Origin of the sequence: Kribbella sp. NBC_00482 (assembly GCF_036013725.1) — a bacterium.
Classification (GTDB): domain Bacteria; phylum Actinomycetota; class Actinomycetes; order Propionibacteriales; family Kribbellaceae; genus Kribbella.
Window position 1 is genome coordinate 7037529 of record NZ_CP107881.1, and the last position, 17798, is coordinate 7055326.

A 17798-nucleotide genomic window follows, 5' to 3' on the forward strand; every position below is an offset into this window, starting at 1 on the left:
TCAGTCCTCTTCCAGTACCGCGAGACCCGGGAGCTCCTTGCCCTCCAGGTATTCGAGCGACGCGCCGCCACCGGTGGAGATGTGGCCGAACGCGTCGTCGGCGAAGCCTAGCTGCCGTACGGCGGCCGCGGAGTCCCCGCCGCCGACGACACTCAGCCCGTCCACCTCGGTCAACGCCTGCGCGACGGCCTTGGTTCCGCCGGCGAACGCCGCCATCTCGAACACGCCCATCGGGCCGTTCCAGAACACCGTCTTCGCCGCGGCGACCTCGGCCGCGAAGACCTTCGCGGAGTCCGGGCCGATGTCCAGGCCGAGCTGGTCGGCGGGGATCGCGTCCGCGGCCACGACGGTGGCCGGCGAGTCCGCCTTGAACTCCGGCGCGACCACGATGTCGGTCGGCAGCACGATCTTGTCGCCGGCCTCCTTCAGGTAGCCGCGGACGATGTCCAGCTGGTCTTCCTCGAGCAGGCTCTTGCCGACCTCGTGGCCCTGCGCCTTCAGGAACGTGAAGACCATGCCGCCGCCGATCAGCAGCTTGTCGGCCTTGGCGATCAGGTTGTCGATCACCGCGAGCTTGTCCGACACCTTGGCGCCGCCGAGCACGACGACGTACGGCCGGGCCGGGTCCTCGGTGAGCTTCTTCAGTACGTCGACCTCGGCGAGCACCAGGCCGCCCGCGGCGTGCGGGAGCTGACGCGCCACGTCGTACACACTGGCCTGCTTGCGGTGCACGACACCGAACCCGTCGCTGACGAAGACGTCCGCGAGCGCGGCCAGTTCTTCGGCCAGCGCGCCACGCTCGGCCTCGTCCTTGCTCTCCTCGCGCGGGTCGTAGCGCACGTTCTCGAGCAGCAGGACCTCACCCTCGTCGAGATCCTGTACGGCGGTCTGCGCCGCGTCACCGGTGACGTCGGAGGCGAACCGCACCGTGACGCCCTCGGGCTGCAGCAGCTCACCGAGCCGCTTCGCCACCGGGGCCAGCGTGTACTTCGGGTTCGGTTCGCCCTTGGGACGGCCGAGGTGCGCGGTCACGATCACCTTCGCGCCCGCCTTCGCCAGCTTCACCAGAGTCGGCAGCGACGCGCGGATCCGGCCGTCGTCGCCGATCACCTCGTCCTTGATCGGCACATTGAGGTCGGACCGGACCAGCACCCGCTGCCCGGCCAGATCGCCGAGGTCTTCGATCGTCTTCACAGTTCAGCTTTCTCGTGTGAACGAGCTTGCGCCCGAAGAAGCACCAGGGCTGCCTTCGGACGCAAGCAAGCGGAATGTCAGAGCGAGGCGCCGACGTGGTTCACCAGGTCGACGAGGCGGTTCGAGTAGCCCCACTCGTTGTCGTACCAGCCGACGACCTTGACCTGGTTGCCGATCACCTTGGTGAGGCCGGCGTCGAAGATGCAGGACGCCGGGTCAGTGACGATGTCGCTCGAGACGATCGCGTCCTCGGTGTAGGTCAGGTAGCCCTTCAGCGAGCCCTCGGCCGCGGCGGCCTTGTAGGCCTCCTTGACCTCGTCCACGGTGACCTCGCGGCCGACGGTGACGGTGAGGTCGGTCGCCGAGCCCGTCGGGACCGGGACGCGCAGCGCGTAGCCGTCCAGCTTGCCCTTGAGCTCCGGCAGCACCAGGCCGATCGCCTTCGCGGCACCGGTCGAGGTCGGCACGATGTTGATCGCGGCGGCGCGGGCGCGACGCAGGTCGCTGTGCGGGCCGTCCTGCAGGTTCTGGTCCTGGGTGTACGCGTGGATCGTGGTCATCAGACCCTTTTCGATCCCGAACGCGTCGTTGAGGACCTTCGCCAGCGGGGCGATGCAGTTGGTGGTGCAGGACGCGTTCGAGATCACGGTGTGCTTCTCGGCGTCGTACAGGTCGTGGTTCACGCCCATCACCACGGTCAGGTCCTCGTTCTTCGCCGGGGCGGAGATGATGACCTTCTTGGCGCCGTTGTCGGCGTGCGTCTTGGCCTTGGTGGCGTCGGTGAAGAAGCCGGTGGACTCGATCACCACGTCGGCGCCGACGTCCGACCACTTCAGGTTGGCCGGGTCACGCTCGGCGAACGCCTTGAAGCTCTTGCCGCCGACGGTGATGTCGTCGTCGGTGGCGGAGACCTCACCCGGGAAGCGGCCCAGGATCGAGTCGTACTTCAGCAGGTGAGCGAGGGTCTGGTTGTCGGTCAGGTCGTTGACGGCGACGACCTCGATGTCGGCACCGGACGCCTGCACGGCGCGGAAGAAGTTACGGCCGATGCGGCCGAAGCCGTTGATACCTACGCGTACGGTCACGGGTCTGCGTCTCCTCAGAACTAGCTTTGGCACTGCCGCTACAGCCCGAACACTAGCCCAACAGCCCACTCGATCAACTGGTAGCGTCCAGATGAGACCACCGGTTATTTTTCACGGCTTCAGACCAGACCACTGGCTGGTCTGACGAACGGCGATTTCCGGAGCGTCTCTCCGGAAACCGCCGTTCGCCTCACTGTCTACGTGAGGTTCACCCGATCACGGCAGCACGTTCACTCCGACCCACGCCTTGTCGACCGCGGCCCGCTCGGCGCTGCTCGCGCCGTACAGGTCCGTGGCGGCGTTCAGCGTCGCGGTCCGGGCACCGTGGTAGTCGGTCCGGGACGTCATGTACGTCGTCAGCGCGCGGTACCAGATCTTCTCGGCCTTGGTGATGCCGATACCGGCGACCGTGACGCCGTTGGCCGTCGGGCTGTTGTACGCGACGCCGTTGATCGTCTTCGCCCCGCTGCCCTCGGACAGCAGGTAGAAGAAGTGGTTGCCGACACCGGACGAGTAGTGCACGTTCAGCCGGCCCACGCTCTTCGACCACGAGTCGGCGCTGGCACCGTCCATCGACGGCTTGTCGAGCCGCCGGATGTAGTTCGTCGCCGGGTTGTAGTCGGTGAAGATCTCCTCACCGAGCACGTAGTCCGGGGTGTCCTGACTGTTGGCGGCGTACCACTCGACGGCCGTGCCGAAGATGTCCGACGTGGACTCGTTCAGGCCGCCGGACTCGCCGCTGTAGCGCAGGCCCGCCGAGCGGCTGGTGACGCCGTGGCTCATCTCGTGGCCGGCGATGTCCAGCTCGACGAGCGGGCCGATCCCCTGGCTCGCGTCGCCGTCGCCGTACCGCATGCAGAAGCAGGAGTCGCTCCAAGAGGCGTTCACGTACGCGCCGTCGTGGACGTACGACTTCGCGCCCTTGCCGTCGTTGGCGATGCCGTTGCGGCCGTGCACGCTCTTGTAGTAGTCCCACGTCTTGGCGATGCCGTAATGGGCGTCGACGCCGGCGGTCTGCGCGTTCGAGTTGCTGCCGGTCCCCCAGACGTTGTCGGCGTCGGAGAAGAGCGTGCCGGCGTTGTACGTCGCGTTGCCGCCGCGGACCGGGTCGACCATCGTCCAGCTGGTGCCGGACTTCGTGGTGTCGAGTCCGACAGTGCCGACGTACAGGCCGGTGCCGCTGCCGAGGTCGTCGTTGACTGTGGTCCAGCTGTCGAGGACCTTGCTGTTCTGCGCGTCGACGTACGTCTCGGTGCCGGTCGGTTCGCCGTTGGCCTTGCGGCCCTCGCTGACGACCTTGTACGCGAGCTTGGACTGGCCGGCGTTCGTGACGAAGACGACGAGCTGCTGCTTGGCGGCCTTCTGCTTCGTGGCGGCGGTCGCGGACGCGGCTGAGACCGCAGGCTTCACGGACAGGGCCAGCTTGCCGACGCCACCGGTCGACGACCGGGCCTTGCCTGCCTTGTCCTGGTGGACGACGACGTCGCCGCCGACGACCGGCAGACCTTGGTACGTGCGGTCGAACCGGACGTGGCTGCTGCCGTCGCCGTCCACGACGACGTCACGGACGACCAGGTCGCCGCCGTCGCCGATGCCGAGCTGTACGGCGTTGGCGCGGGCAGCGGCCACCGGGGACACGGCGGAGCCACCCGGTTGGGCGGCCTGCACGTTCACGGTGATGGTGACGACGGCCAGACCGGCGATCGCGGTCGCGGCCAGACCGGCGCGATGAATGCGCTTCATGCGTTACTCCTTGGGCGGGAGACGCGCACGATCCGGGACAGGACGTGCGCGAATGGGCACGCACACCCTCGGCGAGCCCTCCGCCAAAAGGAACCGGTCGGACTCGAAACCCCGGAATCACCGGGAAATCCTTCGGTCCGGAGTGACCGGACCTCCGCCACTCACCAACCTGCACGCGGGTTGGACATCCAGCGGTCGACTACCGTGCCGACCTCACGACCCGGCCGGTTGGTGAGTGGCGGAAGTCCGGCTCACCGAGCGGTCAGCCGAGGCCGAGCGCCGGCTTCGCGGCCCGCACCCCGGCAGCGCTTTCCTTCGCGCCATCGGCGGTCGGCTCAGGCTTGGCCACACCGCCGAGCGGCGCCTGCCCACTGTTCAGCAGGTCGCGCGCAAAGGCCGCGTCACCGGCCTGCCCGACCCGCAGCGCACCGGCCACCTTGTCAAGCCCGCCCTGCGGCGCCGCCTGCACCTCGTTGTCCGGCCAGTTCGCGACGACCGGCTCCGGGTCGGCAACCATCTTGCCCTTGTTCGCTTCCTCAGCGGCTTTCCGGGCTGCCTCCGCCTGCATCCGCTCGACCTCGCGCTTGATGCCTTCCTGGATGATCTTGTCCAGCGCCGCTTGTTCTTCTGGTGTTGTGCCCATCGGTCCTCATCTGTTCATCGGATGGAAACCCCGTGGAGAGATCCAACCAACGTCGCAAGGGCTGTGTGGGCAGTAGGAGATAACGATCCGGTCAGGCCGGGTCGAGCATTTCCGGGGTGAGGTTGGCTTCGGTGTTCGGGACGCCGAGGTCGCTGGCGCGCTTGTCGGCCATCGCGAGCAGCCGGCGGATCCGGCCGGCGACGGCGTCCTTGGTGAGGGCCGGCTCGTGCAGCTGGCCGAGCTCTTCGAGGCTGGCCTGCTTGTGCTCCAGCCGCAGCTTGCCCGCCACCTGCAGGTGGTCCGGTACGTCGTCGCCGAGGATCTCCAGCGCCCGCTCGACGCGCGCGCCCGCAGCCACCGCGGCCCGTGCGGAGCGGCGCAGGTTCGCATCGTCGAAGTTGGCCAGCCGGTTCGCGGTGGCGCGAACCTCGCGACGCATCCGGCGCTCCTCCCACGCCAGCACCGACTCGTGTGCACCGAGCCGGGTGAGCAGCGCGCCGATCGCGTCACCGTCGCGGATCACCACACGGTCCACGTTCCGAACCTCGCGGGCCTTCGAACCGATCCCGAGCCGCCGCGCCGCACCGACCAGCGCGAGCGCCGCCTCCGGTCCCGGGCAGGTCACCTCGAGCGAGGACGACCGACCGGGCTCGGTCAGCGAACCGTGCGCGAGAAACGCACCGCGCCAGGCCGCCACCGCGTCACAGGACGCACCGGAGACGACCGCGGGCGGAAGCCCCCGGACCGGACGGCCGCGGTTGTCGACGAGCCCGGTCTGCCGCGCCAGCGCGTCACCGTCCCGGACCACGCGTACGACGTACTTGGTCTGCTTGCGGATGCCTGACGGGGAAATCACCACCACGTCCGACGGGTGACCGAAGATCTCGGCGATGTCCTTGCGTAGTCTCCGGGCCGCGGCGCCGCTGTCCAGTTCGGCCTCGACGACGATGCGTCCGGATACCAGGTGCAGCCCGCCGGCAAACCGCAGGATCGACGAGACCTCGGCCTTGCGGCAACACGGTTTCGTCACCTGAATACTGGTCAACTCGGACTTCACCTGTGCTGTCATCGCCATGAAGGCCATCCTCCCACCCATGTCAAAGACCCAACGGGCGGAAGCTGCCCCGGTTACGGGCGCTGCAACCTTTCGGTCCGCTGAGTGCGTTACCCGGGCGACGCTTCGAGAGGAGGGGTATGAAGGCACCGGACGACGCCGAGTTCACCGAGTTCGCCGCGACCACGGTCCGGCGGCTGCGCAGAACGGCGTACCTGATGTGCGGCGACTGGCACCGGGCGGAGGACGCGGCGCAGGACGCGCTGGTCAAGGTGTACCGCCGCTGGCACCGGATCGACCGTACCCAAGGGCTGAACAGCTACGCGCACCAATGCCTGGTCACGGCCGTGTTCGACCAGGCCAGGAAGCCGTGGCGGCGGGAGCGACTCGTCGACACCGACGAGCAGACAGGGCCGCTGCCCGATCCGGTCGGCGCAGTCGACGACCGGATGCTCGTCGTTCAGGCACTCGGTTCGCTGCCGCCTAGTCAACGGGCATGTGTCGTACTGCGGCACTACGCCGACCTCAGCCTCGAACAGACCGCCGACATCCTCGGCATCGGCGTCGGCGGCGTGAAGAGCCAGACGTCGCGCGGCCTCACCCGCCTCCGCGAACTTCTCGACCAGACCGAAAGGAGTGCCTCATGAGTACGGACATCGAACGCTTGCTGGCTGCTGCCGCCGACGACACCGACCAGCCACTGACCACGGACGTGGACGATCTGCTCGTGCGTGCCCGGCGCTCCGTGCGGAAGACGCGGATCGCGACGGTCTCCACCGCTGTCCTCACCACCGGCGTCATCATCGCTGGTGTCGCCACGTGGTCCGCGAACCGGAACGAGAGCACCGGTCCCGCGGACGGCCCGAGGCTCACGATGGATCCGAGCACCGGTCGCATCATCAAGGACGAGACCGGCAAGGCCGTCCAGACGCCTCCGCCCGTCAGCCAACTGAGCGACGCGAACCTGCGCAACCAGTGCAAGCAGGCCGACAAGGAGTACGTCGACTTCTTGCGCGAGCGTGGCGCCAACTCCTTCGACAAGAGGCAGCCGCTCGGCGCCAACTGGAAGGTCGTCGTGAAGACCGGCACCGGCAACCGGGTGCAGGCGATGTTCCTGTCACCGGACCAGTCCGTCGTCAGCACCTGTACGTTGATGAGCGTCGGGCAGGCGCAGTCCTACGGGCGGAGCAGCACGAAGCCGGAGGCCACCTCGGGCAAGACCCCGTCCGGGACGGTCGCGAACCGGGTTCCGGACGGTGTCCGCGAGGTTCTGGTCGACCTCGACGACGAGACCGAACCGCGGCAGGCGCTCCTCGGCGAGAACGGTTTCTACTCGCTCGGGTTCGACGCCTCGACCAGCGGGCAGGTCCGGCAGGTCCGCGGGTACGACGCTCAAGGCCACAAGGTCTTCGAGTACGTGCGCCCGCCGCTCCCGACGCCACAACGGCCGTCCGTCCCGGACAACGTCACGGTCAAGACCGCCGAGCCGATCACTCCGAACGTCGTACTCACGAAGGACCCGTTGACCGGGAAGGCGCTCGCTCCCCCGCCGCCGGTCAGTCCGCTGACCGACGAGCAGATCACCACCCGGTGCCGTGGTGTGGACGACATCTACTTCAGTGGCGGGAGCAAGACGCAGGAGCCGCGGGACAAGGCCGCCGGCTCGGTGACGAAGGATTGGCAGGTCGCGCTCAAGACGGGCACCGGCAACAAGCTCACCGCCGTACTGATCTCACCGGACAAGAAGGTGTACGCGTGGTGCCACATGCTGGCGCCAACTGCGAAGGGCGCGTACGACTACGGCAGGAGCGCCGTACAGGCGAACGGGAAGTTCGCCGAGGACTTCAGCTTCGGGATGGTGCCGGACGGCGTCGCGCAGCTCGTCGTCGACCTGCCGAAGCAGGGCCCGACCCGCGCGCTGATCTCGAACGGCTACTACATCTGGGGCCTGACCGGCGGGAACTCCGACATCAAGAAGGTCCGGGTCCGCGGGTACGACGCCGATGGCAAGCAGGTGTACACCGCCACGAAGGACGTCGACGCCGACTTCGATTAGCTAGCTGAAGATCTCCCGGTAGACCTTGGCGAGTTTGTCCGGGGCGTGGTGCAGGTCGCGGTCCTCGTCGGCGATGTCGGCGATCACCAGCTCGGCCCCGAGGGACTCCGCCGTACGGCGCAGCGACTCGGGGTCGGGCACGTGACCGGCGTCGGCGAGTACGACGTCGATCCGGAGATCCGGAGCGTGCGCGGCCAGGACCTCCAGGTGGGTCTCGGGCGAGAAGCCGTCGGTCTCGCCCTTCTGCTCTCCCAGGTTCAGCGTGACGAGCCGGCGGGCGCCGGTCTGCTCGAGGCCACGGCTCAGCTCGGGAACCAACAGGTTCGGGATGACGGACGTGAACCACGAGCCCGGCCCCACGACGACCCAGTCGGCTTCCGCGATCGCCACCAGGGCCTCGGGACATGCCGGCGGGTCGGCAGGATCGAGCGCGACGTCGACGACGTGTCCCTCGGTCGTCGCCACCTCGGCCTGACCGCGGATCTCCGTGATCACTTCCGGATGCTCCGGATCCAGCCCGAGCACGCGCGCGGTGATGTCCAGCGGTACGGCGGACATCGGCAGCACCCGGCCCTCCGCGCCGAGCAGCCGACCGACCCAGTCGAGTCCGTCGACCGCCTCGCCGAGCAGCTCCCACAACGCGACGATCAGCAGGTTGCCGACCGCGTGGTCGTGCAGCTCACCGTTGCTGCGGAAGCGATGCTGCAGTACGTCGGCCCACGTCCGGCCCCACTCGTCATCACGACACAGTGCGGCCAACGCCATCCGCAGATCACCCGGTGGCAGTACGCCGAGCTCCTGGCGCAGGCGCCCGGACGAGCCGCCGTTGTCGGCGACCGTGACGACCGCGGTCAGCTGATCGGTGACGTGACGAAGCGCGGAAAGGGATGCGGCCAAGCCATGTCCCCCACCCAGCGCGACGACGCGAGGTGCCCGGCGGGGGCCTGGGGGTCGCCCCCCAGACAACACATCGGAGCGCTGTCGCCCGCGCTCTTCGCGGGCAGAGCTGCCCGAAGCGCTCTGCGTCACTCCCGCCCCAGATCCCGGTGTACTACTAACGTCGGTGACCCCTTCTCGCGCAGCCTGCGGGCGATCTCCTCGGCCATCGCGACACTGCGGTGCTTTCCCCCGGTGCAGCCGATCGCGACGGTGACGAAGCGCTTGCCCTCGTTCAGGTAGCCGGTCCGCAGGGTGTCCAGCACGTCCACGTAGTTCTGCAGGAACTGCTGGGCCAGCGGATGGCCGAGCACGAAGTCTGACACAGGCCTGTCCTGCCCGGTCATCGGACGCAGGTCGGGCTGCCAGTACGGGTTCGGGATGAAGCGCATGTCGGCGACCACGTCGGCGTCCACCGGGATCCCGTACTTGAAACCGAACGACACCACGGTCGCCCGCAGCTCCGCGTTCTCCTCGTCGCCGAACGCGTTCACGATCTTCGCGGCGAGCTGGTGGATGTTCAGGCTCGAGGTGTCGATGACCAGGTCGGCGCCGGCCCGGATGTCGCCGAGCAGCTCGCGCTCACGCTGGATACCGTCGAGCAACCGGCCCTCGCCCTGCAGCGGGTGCGGCCGGCGGACGCTCTCCTGCCGGCGCACGATCACGTCGTCGGACGCCTCCAGGAACAACGTCAGCGGCCGGTACCCCTTCAGCCGCAGGTCGTGGATCGCCGAGCTCAGCTCCTCGAAGAACAGGCCGGTCCGGACGTCGACGACGACCGCGAGCCGCGGCGCCGCGCCGGTCCCGACGACCTGCTCGACGAGGGTGGTCAGGAACATCGGCGGCAGGTTGTCCACGACGAACCAGCCGAGGTCCTCCAGTACGTCGGCGACGGAGCTCCGTCCCGCGCCCGACATCCCGGACACGATGATGAGGTTGCCGCCCGTGTCGTCCATCAGTTCTCAGTTCTCCCTGGATCCCCGTCAGGCGTCCCGGCCGGCGCCGGGACGTCGTCATCCAGTATCTCGCCTGTTGCCATGTTCACGGCCGGAGCGCGGCCGGTTTCCGCCTTCGTTGCAGCAGCGTTAACCGCGAGTACGACGGACTCCGCCGTACGGCGCCCGAAACCGGGCAGGTCCGCCACCTCGTCGATCGTGGCCAGCCGCAACTTCTTCAGCGACCCGAAGTGCCGCAGCAGCGTCTTCCGCCGGACCTCGCCGAGTCCCGGCACCTCGTCGAGGACGCTCTCGACCATCGACTTCGACCGCCGGTTGCGGTGGTGCGTGATCGCGAACCGGTGCGCCTCGTCCCGGAGCCGCTGCAGCAGGTAGAGACCTTCCGACGTCCGCGAGAAGATCACCGGGTCTTCCTCGTCCGGCAGCCACACCTCTTCCAGGCGCTTCGCCAGGCCGCAGACCGGGATGTCGCCGAGGCCGAGCTCGTCCATCGCCTGCCGGGCCGCCGCGACCTGTGGAGGACCACCGTCGACGACCACCAGCCCCGGCGCGTACGAGAACTTCCTGGCCCGCCCGGTCTCGGGGTCGATGAGAGCGCCGTTCGGATCCTCGTCGGCGGTCATCGTGGCCCGCTCGTCCAGGAGCCGCTTGAACCGGCGGGTCAGCACCTCGGCGATCGAGGCGACGTCGTTCTGGCCGTCGACGCCCTTGATCACGAACCGCCGGTACTCGCTCTTGCGCGGCAAACCGTCCTCGAACACCACCATCGAGGCGACCACCTCGGTGCCCTGCAGGTTCGAGACGTCGTAGCACTCCAGCCGCAGCGGCGCCTCGGGCAGGTCGAGCGCGGCCTGGATCTCCTCGAGCGCCTGGTTGCGGGTGGTCAGGTCGCTGGCCCGCTTGGTCTTGTGCATCGTCAGCGTCTGCAGCGCGTTGCGTTCGACGGTCTCCATCAGCGCCTTCTTGTCGCCACGCTGCGGGACCCGGATGTCCACCCGCGCCCCGCGCGTCGCCTCGAGCCACTCGGTCAGCGCCGCCGCGTCCTCGGGCATCGTCGGGACCAGGATCTCCCGCGGGATCGCCTCGGCCGAGTCCCCGGCGTACGTCTGCTGGATGAACCGGGACACCAGGTCGCCGGTGCTCGCCGTACCGTCGGCCTTGTCGGCGATGAAGCCGCGCTCGCCGCGGATCCGGCCGCCGCGGACGTAGAAGATCTGGACCGCGACCTCGAGCGGGTCCTCGCTGAGCGCGATCACGTCGGTGTCGGTGCCATCGCCGAGCACCACCGCGTTCTTGGCCAGTGCCTTCTCGAGGGCGGCCAGGTCGTCGCGGATCTTCGCGGCCCGCTCGTACTCGAGCTCGGCGGCCGCGGCCTGCATCTCCTTCTGCAGCCGGCGCACGTACGTCGCGGTCTGGCCGGAGAGGAACGCGGCGAAGTCGTCGACGATCTGCCGGTGCTCCTCCTGGGTCACCTGACCGGTGCAGGGCGCGGCGCACTTGCCGATGTATCCGAGCAGGCAGGGCCGGCCGATCTGGCGGTGCCGGTTGAACACGCCCTTGCTGCACGAACGCATCGGGAACACCCGCAGCAGCAGGTCGACGGTCTCCCGAATTGCCCACGCGTGGCTGTACGGACCGAAGTACCGCACGCCCTTCTTCTTCTGGCCGCGGCCGACCATCACCCGCGGATACTCCTCGTTGAGGGTGATCGCGAGCCACGGGTACGACTTGTCGTCGCGGTACTTCACGTTGAAGCGCGGGTCGTACTCCTTGATCCAGGAGTACTCCAGCTGCAGCGACTCGACCTCGGTCGAGACCACCGTCCACTCGACCTTCGCGGCCGTCGTCACCATCGCCTGCGTGCGCGGGTGCAGGTTCACCAGATCCTGGAAGTACGACGACAGCCGGGCGCGGAGGTTCTTCGCCTTGCCGACGTAGATCACCCGGCCGCCGGAGTCGCTGAAACGGTAGACACCGGGCGAGTCGGGGATCGATCCCGGAGCGGGACGGTACGAGGACGGATCAGCCACCCAACCACCCTAGTTCGGCCCGCCGACAAATCCGGAATCGCGGCAAAGTATCTACTGCTAGTTCAATGACAGACTTGAAGGTATGACCATCGACGAACTCGATCGACTGATGCGCGCGTACGACGGCGTCCGGGTGCTCGAGGCCCAGGACGACCTGTTCTACCTCTACGACCCTTCCGCCGACCTCCCGCCGGAGCGGCAGCAGCCGTTCGCCACCATTGTCACCGGCGACCACTACGAGAAGGTGTCGCGGCTCGACGAGCCCGGCTCCTGGCGTCTCAACCTCGGCCTCACCAAGACGACGTACACGTCCCTGTTCGGACCGGTGCCGACCGAGCGCGACGCCGACTGGGTGCTCGACTCGGGCCATGACTACGCCGCCCGCGGCGTGTTGATGCCACATCCGTTCTATGCGACTCAGCACTGGGTCGCGATCGTCGACCCGACCGGTCTGGACCAGCTGTCGTCGTTGATCGTGGAGGCCTACGAGTTCGCGGCGCGCAAGTATTCCAATCACCAAGCCCGTCAAACCAGCTGAAGATTGCGGTCGTATTGCGGGTTGGCCCATAAGGCCGATTTGACCCCCGACTGGGATGGGCGCGCTGCCTAGCGTGTGGACCAGGGTAGATGAGCAGGTCCTTTGCGTGAGGCAACAAGGCCTTGCGCTGATCTCGAGGGAGTTCCGCCCATGTCCCCATCCCTTCGCAGACCGCGCGCCTTACTCGGTGCCGTCGCTGCGTCCGCGCTCGCGGTCACCGGAATCGCCGTTACCGCGGCCGGAAGTGACGCGTCGCAAACCGCTCCCGTCACCATCCGCGGCGCCGGCAGTTCGAACGCGATCCCCGGCAGCTACATCGTCGTACTGGCAGGCCAGAGCTCGCGGGCCCAGACCCGGGCCGCGACGCAGAGCCTGGCCACGAGCTACGACGTCAAGGTCAACAAGCAGTTCGACTCGTCGATCAAGGGCTTCTCCGCCGGCATGACCGAGGATCAGGCGAAGAAGCTGGCCGGTGACAAGCGGGTCGCGTTCGTCCAGCAGAACCAGAAGATCACGGTCAGCCAGGACGACCCGCCGTGGGGCCTGGACCGCGCCGACCAGCGCGACCTGCCGCTGGACAAGAAGTACGAGGCGTCGACGACGGCCGAGAACGTGAACGTCTACGTGATCGATACCGGGATCTACGCAGCCCACAAGGACTTCGGAGACCGCGCGTCGGTCGGCACCGACACCGTCGGTGACGGCCAGAACGGCGTCGACTGCATGGGGCACGGCAGCCACGTGGCCGGCACCATCGCGGGTACGACGTACGGCCTGGCCAAGGGCGCGAAGGTCTTCGGCGTCCGGGTGCTCGACTGCAAGGGCTCCGGCACGACCGAGTCCGTCGTGGCCGGTATCGACTGGGTGACCAAGAACGCCAAGAAGCCGGCGGTCGCGAACATGAGCCTCGGCGGCGGCGCGGACGACGCCCTCGACGCGGCGGTCAAGGCCTCGGTCGACTCCGGCGTCACCTACGCCGTTGCTGCTGGCAATGAAAGTGCGGACGCCTGCCAGGGCTCGCCGTCGCGCGAGCCTTCGGCGATCACGGTCGGCGCCACCGATGACCAGGACAAGCGCGCGGAGTTCTCGAACTTCGGCAAGTGCGTGGACCTGTTCGCTCCGGGCGTCGACATCACCTCGGTCGGCATCACCGACCCGGACGCCACCGCGAAGATGAGCGGTACGTCGATGGCCACGCCGCACGTCGCCGGCGGGGTCGCGCTCTACCTGGCGGACCACCCGGACGCCACGCCGGCCGACGTCGCCAAGGCGCTGGTCGACAACTCGACGGCGGACAAGGTCGGAGACCCGGGCACGGGCTCGCCGAACAAGTTGCTGTTCGTCGGGGCTGCCGACCAGTCCTGACAACTAGCTGAAGGCCCGGCCACCAGTTTCCTCACCCCGGTGGCCGGGCCTTCGTCTGTTCGGGCGGTCGGTGGTCAGGCCGACTCGACGATGTTGCCGCCCTCGACCTTCACGTTCACGGCCGGGAGCGCCGTCTGCGCCGGGCCGCTGACCGGGCTGCCGTCGGTGATGCTGAAGTGGCTCTGGTGGAACGGGCAGACGATCTGGCCGTTCTCCACCGAGCCGATCGGGTTGCCCTGGTGCGTGCACACCGCGGAGAAGCCCTTGTACTGACCCGCGGTCGGCTGCGTCACCACGACCTTCGCGTCGGTGAACACCTTCCCGCCGCCGACCGGTACGTCGGACACCGGGCCGAGCACCGAGCCGCCACTGGCGGGCGCACTCGACGACGGAGCACTCGACGACGCGCTGCTGCTGGCGCTCGGCGCCGAGCTCGAGCCGCTCGCGGACGGCGTCGTACCGCCGCCTGCGGCGTCGTCGCTGCCACCGCAGGCCGCGAGGATCGGTGCGCTGGCACCCGCGAGCGCGACCATCGCCGCGCAGCGGAGCACCGTCCTCCGGTCGCGCAGACCGTCGGCAGCCTTCGCCGCCGGGGTGGTCTGCTGCGGGGTGGTGGGTGGTGCCATCGTGTCATCGCTCATGAATCTGGACCTCCAGGAGCCTGCTGATCGAAGTAGTTGAACGCTATATACCGAGTCAAACGACCGGATGGCCCGAACGGTTCAACCTCGTCGGGATTGAACCGCAGTTTGAAGGTTTGCTGTGAATCAGCTGGCAGCCTGCGTCACGATCCCGACGACGCGGGCGGCGAGTTCCAGGACCGCGCGCCGCGTCTCGGTCTCGAGTTCGCTCGAGTGCAGCGGCCAGGCGCCCGCGATGTGCGGGTCGTACGGCACCAGCACCGGATCCAGTCCGCGCTGCCGAAACGCGTCGCCGAGCCAACGGGCCGTGTCGGCAGTGGAGCTGTCGACCACCGTGATCACGACGACGCCGCGGTTGAGCAGTACGTCCTGTCCGGCGGGCGCCAGCTGATCGAGCTGCTGCAGGCAGTAGCTCGCGACGTGCGGGACCGACGGCACGACGAGGACCGTGCAGTGTCCGGTGTTCGCCATCTCGGTGGCGATCTCGTCGAACATGCTCCCCGGGCAGTCCACGACGGCGAGCCCGACATCGCGCGCACCCTGACTCTGTGCGGCGGCTAGAGTCGACCGGAGCGCCGGCACCGTCGGGTCGCTGCGGACCAGAGTCGCACCCTCGATCGCACCGGATCCGCGGGTCAGCTCGAGCCGTCGCGACAACTCGGCGCCGCCCGGGTCGACGTCGACCGCGACCACCCGGTCCGCGCGCTGGGCCGCCAGCGTCGTCGACAGCAGCGCCGTCACCGTCGACGTACCGCCGTTCACCACCGGACTCGTCACACCGACGCGGCGGGTGATCGCGATCGGACGGCGGCAGGTGGCGATCAGGTCCACGTCATGCTGCAACTTGCCGGATCCGCCGATCAGGTACGCCGCCTCGGACGCAACCCGCCGAAACCTGTCGAACACCGACTCCCCACTGTCCCCTGCAGCCCGTCCCCAATCCGCACGCGGCTGATTCTGCTGGTACGCCGGATGCTGCTGCTGGTACGGCGGCTGCTGCTCGTACACCGGCGGCGGGTACGAAGGTGGCTGCTGTGGCTGGGGCTGGTGCGCAGGTGCTACCGGTTGCCCAGGGGGCGACGCGGGCGGCGTGTCGTCGGGGCCGGCCGGTTCTTCCGCGGGCTGCTGCTCCGCCGAGATCCGGCGCAGCATGTCGCGCTGCCAGTCAGGATCAGTCATTCCATCCGGTCGTCAGAACTTGTCCAGCAAGGTGGCGTAGACGCCGAACACTCCCAGCGCCAGGGGGACCGTCACGATGATCACCCCGACCTCAAGATAGTCGAGCTGTTGGGTGAGCCGCGCGCGAACATGCTCCGGCGGTGCGAAACTGAGACCGAAGGCGCAGAACATCGCCACGAGCACCAGCAGCCCGAGTGCGATCAGCGCACCGCCCTGACCGTTGGCCGCGGCGATCAGAACGCATCCCGACACGATCGTGAACGCCGCCGCGAACAGGACGGCGACTTCGCTCGCCAACGGGTACAGCCGCGACCGCGACGCGAGCAGGAACGCCAGGACCAGGGCCAGCCCGACCGCCCAGCCAGAGCCGTACCGCAGCAGCATGATGCCGGCGACCGCCGAGGACACAGCGATCGGCACGGTGGCGAGTGCCAGACCCAGATGCGCCGCGTTGAGCGCACTCTGCACATCGGTCCGCATGATCTCGTGCCCGGCAGCACGCTTGTCGTCCAGGCCCGGCAGCCCGGACAGCGCGAGCGCCATCCGCGGCAAGATGCCCAGCAGTACGACCGCCAGCAACGCCGCGAGCGCGCCGACCCGGTCCGCGGCCAGCCCGGTGCCGATACCGATCATCCAGACAGCGACGAAGAGCACCGACGTCGCACCAGCGACCACGCCGCCACCGACGAGCCCCGCGACCGCGTAGAGCATCGGGCCGAACGACAAGCAGAGCGCGCCGACCGTGAACACCAGACCGAGCTCCCAGCCCGCGTCCAGTGCCCAGAAACCGATTGCGAGTGCGACGACGACCGTCGCGACCGTGACCAACGGGACCGCGACGAACTTGTGGCCGGCCCGGCCGATCGCGATACCGACGAACGCACAGATCGCGGCGACCAGGAGCAGCGCCGCCGCGGTCACCGCATGCGGGGCGATCACCAGGACCGAGAGCGCACCGGCGATGATCGAGAACCCCAGCCCCGCTCCGGCGAGGATCCGCCGGTGCTTCGGTGTGAACGTCGCGCCACGGCGTTCGAGGTCCTCGACCGCTTCCTCGGTGACGTCGTACACGGTCGGCGTCGGTGGCACCTCCCCCTCGGCGGCGAGCCGCAGTACAGCGCCGTCGATGATCTGTGCGGACGCGAGCGTTCCCTCCGGTGACACGAGCGCACCGTTGGCGGTGGTCAGGAAGCGGCGTTGCGGAGTCTGCTGCATCGGCTCGTCCAGCATCCGCAGCAGCTCCGGAAGCAGTACGCCGAGCGGCTGGTCGGCGGGAAGCACCGCATCCAGGCGCTTGCGCTGACCGATCACCGTGACCCGGCTGTAGGTACTCATGTCCGCCCTCGCTCGGCCCCAGGGATCAGCTTCTTCATCAGGTTCGCGTAGGTCTGCCAGTCGCGCGGGCTGCGCCCGTCGCCGATCGGGTACCAGACCGCCGGCGTATGCGCGGGCCCGATCGCCAAGGCGCGGCTGATGCCCTCGATCTTCAGCATCTTCTCGAGGCCCGACGCCCGGACCGCCTCGTTCCCGGCGGCGACACCGATCGGGCAGGCCATGCCGAGGAACCGCGGTGCGTACGTCCCGTCCGCCGCGCCGTACGAGCCCACCGCCATCGCCGACACCAGTTCGAAGTGGTCGGCGATCTCGTCGACCCACGCGCCGATCCGGTGGACGTCCGGGAGCTCGGGTCCAGGCTGAGCGACCGCCAGGGTCACGGTCTCGTCCAGTCCGGACCGGGTACGACGGGTCGCGAGGGTGCCGACCGACGGCCTGACTTCCGATCCGGGCGCACCAGCCAACACCAGCCAGGTCGGCTGTGGAGCGCGGCCGCGGCAGTACTCGGTCAGCGCCTCCGTGCTCCACGGCTGAGTCACAGGCTCGGACGTCGACCAACCGGCCGGCCCGGCCCCGGAGGCCGCGGTGAACAACCGGTCGGCAACGCGTCCCAGAACGATGCTCGCAACAGGTTTGTGCCGCACCCGAACAGTCAGCTGGAGCTGTCCGAACGGCTGCTCCTGGACGACGAAGTCAGGATGCACATCCGCGTTCTGCTCCCCTTGCACCGCTGGTGATCGAGCGACGAACAGGTCCCCGTTCCACTTCAGTCGTACGCCGTTCAGCCCGTCGAAGTACTCGCCGTCGTCGCCGGTCACGACCCACTTGGAGAACGGAGTACCGAACAGGGTCGACCGGACCGGCCAGGTGATCCGGGAAGTCCGCGGCGTGACCAGCTGGACCGCACGTCCGGCCGTCTCGGCCGACGCGACCGCGTCACTGAGCCAGGCCGACATGCCGACCACCGGGCGATCCTGCATGACGACGGCGACCTTCTCGGTGATCAGGTCGACGCCAGGACTGAAGGTCAGTGCGTTCGGCAT

Annotated in this window: 16 protein-coding genes; 4 read left to right on the forward strand and 12 right to left on the reverse strand. The window is 68.6% G+C overall.

Annotation, left to right across the window (positions count from 1 at the left end; genetic code table 11):
• The 5 genes from OHB24_RS34150 to whiA all read right to left on the reverse strand — a co-directional run bounded on the left by OHB24_RS34150 (nucleotide 1) and on the right by whiA (nucleotide 5740).
• The gene (locus OHB24_RS34150) at nucleotides 1-1194 is read right to left on the reverse strand and encodes a phosphoglycerate kinase (protein ID WP_327635016.1); all 1194 of its coding nucleotides are present in this window, start codon (nucleotides 1192-1194) and stop codon (nucleotides 1-3) included.
• A 77-nt stretch (nucleotides 1195-1271) separates the two neighbouring features.
• Nucleotides 1272-2279, reverse strand: a complete 1008-nt coding sequence (gene gap / locus OHB24_RS34155) for a type I glyceraldehyde-3-phosphate dehydrogenase (RefSeq protein WP_327635017.1) — start codon at nucleotides 2277-2279, stop codon at nucleotides 1272-1274.
• A gap of 216 nt (nucleotides 2280-2495) precedes the next feature.
• Nucleotides 2496-4022 carry a M4 family metallopeptidase gene (locus OHB24_RS34160; RefSeq protein WP_327635018.1) on the reverse strand — a complete coding sequence of 509 codons (1527 nt, stop codon included), beginning with the start codon at nucleotides 4020-4022 and terminating at the stop codon, nucleotides 2496-2498.
• 262 nt (nucleotides 4023-4284) lie between these two features.
• Entirely contained in the window at nucleotides 4285-4665 is a 381-nt protein-coding gene (locus OHB24_RS34165) for a hypothetical protein (protein WP_327635019.1), read from the reverse strand.
• A gap of 91 nt (nucleotides 4666-4756) precedes the next feature.
• Nucleotides 4757-5740 carry a DNA-binding protein WhiA gene (gene whiA / locus OHB24_RS34170; RefSeq protein WP_130448357.1) on the reverse strand — a complete coding sequence of 328 codons (984 nt, stop codon included), beginning with the start codon at nucleotides 5738-5740 and terminating at the stop codon, nucleotides 4757-4759.
• Between the two features lie 119 nt (nucleotides 5741-5859).
• Here whiA and OHB24_RS34175 point away from each other — a divergent pair, with 119 nt between their 5' ends.
• Together OHB24_RS34175 and OHB24_RS34180 are read left to right on the forward strand one after the other, a co-directional pair.
• Nucleotides 5860-6366 (forward strand): SigE family RNA polymerase sigma factor, encoded by a 507-nt coding sequence (locus tag OHB24_RS34175; RefSeq protein ID WP_327635020.1) that lies wholly within the window; start codon nucleotides 5860-5862, stop codon nucleotides 6364-6366.
• A complete protein-coding gene (locus OHB24_RS34180; protein WP_327635021.1) occupies nucleotides 6363-7775 on the forward strand; it encodes a hypothetical protein in 1413 nt (470 codons plus the stop codon). Before OHB24_RS34175 ends, OHB24_RS34180 begins: the two co-directional genes overlap by 4 nt.
• On the opposite strand, the gene OHB24_RS34185 is transcribed toward OHB24_RS34180, so the two are convergent.
• Genes OHB24_RS34185 through uvrC form a run of 3 tightly spaced genes read right to left on the reverse strand, consistent with a single transcriptional unit; the run spans nucleotide 7776 to nucleotide 11697 of the window.
• Nucleotides 7776-8741, reverse strand: coding sequence for a gluconeogenesis factor YvcK family protein (locus OHB24_RS34185; protein WP_442914010.1), 966 nt, complete (start codon nucleotides 8739-8741; stop codon nucleotides 7776-7778).
• Nucleotides 8742-8800: 59 nt separating this feature from the next.
• Nucleotides 8801-9667 (reverse strand): RNase adapter RapZ, encoded by an 867-nt coding sequence (rapZ, locus tag OHB24_RS34190; RefSeq protein WP_327635023.1) that lies wholly within the window; start codon nucleotides 9665-9667, stop codon nucleotides 8801-8803.
• Nucleotides 9667-11697, reverse strand: coding sequence for an excinuclease ABC subunit UvrC (gene uvrC / locus OHB24_RS34195; RefSeq protein WP_327635024.1), 2031 nt, complete (start codon nucleotides 11695-11697; stop codon nucleotides 9667-9669). Before uvrC ends, rapZ begins: the two co-directional genes overlap by 1 nt.
• Nucleotides 11698-11779: 82 nt before the next feature.
• Between uvrC and OHB24_RS34200 the strand changes: the two genes are divergently transcribed.
• Together OHB24_RS34200 and OHB24_RS34205 are read left to right on the forward strand one after the other, a co-directional pair.
• Nucleotides 11780-12235 carry a DUF6194 family protein gene (locus OHB24_RS34200; protein WP_327635025.1) on the forward strand — a complete coding sequence of 152 codons (456 nt, stop codon included), beginning with the start codon at nucleotides 11780-11782 and terminating at the stop codon, nucleotides 12233-12235.
• A gap of 150 nt (nucleotides 12236-12385) precedes the next feature.
• A complete protein-coding gene (locus tag OHB24_RS34205; protein WP_327635026.1) occupies nucleotides 12386-13600 on the forward strand; it encodes a S8 family peptidase in 1215 nt (404 codons plus the stop codon).
• A 74-nt stretch (nucleotides 13601-13674) separates the two neighbouring features.
• Here OHB24_RS34205 and OHB24_RS34210 read toward each other — a convergent pair whose 3' ends face one another.
• From OHB24_RS34210 to OHB24_RS34225, 4 genes are all read right to left on the reverse strand, one after another.
• On the reverse strand, nucleotides 13675-14241 hold the full coding sequence (locus tag OHB24_RS34210; RefSeq protein ID WP_327635027.1) for a Rieske (2Fe-2S) protein: 567 nt from the start codon (nucleotides 14239-14241) through the stop codon (nucleotides 13675-13677).
• 126 nt (nucleotides 14242-14367) lie between these two features.
• On the reverse strand, nucleotides 14368-15420 hold the full coding sequence (locus tag OHB24_RS34215; protein WP_327635028.1) for a MinD/ParA family ATP-binding protein: 1053 nt from the start codon (nucleotides 15418-15420) through the stop codon (nucleotides 14368-14370).
• A gap of 12 nt (nucleotides 15421-15432) precedes the next feature.
• A complete protein-coding gene (locus tag OHB24_RS34220) occupies nucleotides 15433-16755 on the reverse strand; it encodes an EsaB/YukD family protein (RefSeq protein WP_327635029.1) in 1323 nt (440 codons plus the stop codon).
• Nucleotides 16752-17798, reverse strand: coding sequence for a DUF6177 family protein (locus tag OHB24_RS34225; protein WP_327635030.1), 1047 nt, complete (start codon nucleotides 17796-17798; stop codon nucleotides 16752-16754). The genes OHB24_RS34220 and OHB24_RS34225 overlap by 4 nt, the downstream gene beginning before the upstream one ends.